Annotated in this window: 1 protein-coding gene; it reads right to left on the minus strand. The window is 31.9% G+C overall.

The window, feature by feature from the left end; genetic code table 11:
* Positions 1-460: 460 nt before the first annotated feature.
* On the minus strand, positions 461-1186 hold the full coding sequence (locus L21TH_RS10095; protein ID WP_006315382.1) for a Yip1 family protein: 726 nt from the start codon (positions 1184-1186) through the stop codon (positions 461-463).
* Positions 1187-1460 lie beyond the last annotated feature (274 nt).

Raw genomic sequence — 1460 nt, forward strand, 5'->3', positions numbered from 1 at the left:
TCCCTCGACAACAAAAGTATTTGGCTAACAGCTAATAGCTAGCAGCCAGTAGCCAAATTATTATTTGCATGAGCGTTTTTTATATGTTATCTTTCACATCATTTTTTACGCCATCTTACGTTTCTCTAGTTAATGTAAAAATAAAAATAAAAATAAGTGAATACCTTATAGTAATTTGGTTAAGAAAATCAGCAGAAAAGTAAGAAAAAATTCGCAGATTTGACAGGACGTCAAATCTGCGACACGGTAACAGGACGTTACCATTGGAGCTTTAGAATTTTCTCGTAAGTTTGATGCTTGATTTTCTCCAATTTATTATGTGTATGAGCGTTTTTTATTTTTACTCTAATGAATTATTTATTGAATAGCAGATAGCAAACACCGAAAAGCCATGCTAATCTTCAATTTTAAATTGTATTTCAAGTACCTAGCACCAATTACCTAGTACCTGAATTTTATTCTACATATTCCCCATAAGTGAATAAGATACAGTTGCTATTCCTGTAGCCAATAGAATAGATATAATCCATGTACCTAATACTCCAATCGAAGCTTTCTTTTTACTTATATCATAAGCATATGATATACCAATAACTGCTAGTATTTGATACCAAATAACAAATATATCAAATTGCGATAATAAGTTATATAAAAAATTTCCTTTCATTGTTTCAGGCAATATAACAGCAAATGTAGCTGAAATATCATATTTACCAACCATTAATGATATTATTGTAATTATTATACTACCTAATAGCATTGGAAAATACGCATATACTATTGCAGCAAATCCTTGTTTAAAAGTTCCTTCACCGCCAGCTGCTTTTGAAATACCATGTACTAATCCACTTTTAATTAACCAAGTTATTGGTAACATAATAATTACTCCAAAAACTGAAATGTAACCTTGCATTTTCGCCATAGATTGTATATCACCTTGAAAATTTACACCTTGTGAAGCAAATTGTCTTTGCATTTGCTCGATATAAAACTCCTTGTACAAATCAATTCTTAAGTAACTTAAAATAGCCATTCCAATAATTATAGTTAATACAGGGAATAAATAATTTGGATGTTGTGATATGTTTTCAAATGCTTTACTAGGATTAGTAAATATGTACTTTAATTTCTCCCACCATGTAAATGGTCTGTTTTCCTCATGATTTTCTCTAATATTATCTGTCATAAATATACCTCCCTATGATTAATTATGTATGTAACCTCACAATGAGGTGTGAGCTCTATTCTTTTATGTTGTTATTGAGGTTAGTTCTCCCTCCATAATCTTTTACACCATGTCCTCTTCTCTATTCTCTTATGTTGTTATTGAGGGACGCCCTCGTCCCTCAATCTGTCTTCTGTCGAGGGACGTGGGCGTCCCTCGACAACAAAAGTATTTGCTAACTAAGTCTGCCAAAGTCTCATTATCTATTGCAATTCCGTCCCTCGACAACAAAAGT

The organism is Caldisalinibacter kiritimatiensis, from assembly GCF_000387765.1.
Classification (GTDB): Bacteria; Bacillota; Clostridia; order Tissierellales; family Caldisalinibacteraceae; genus Caldisalinibacter; species Caldisalinibacter kiritimatiensis.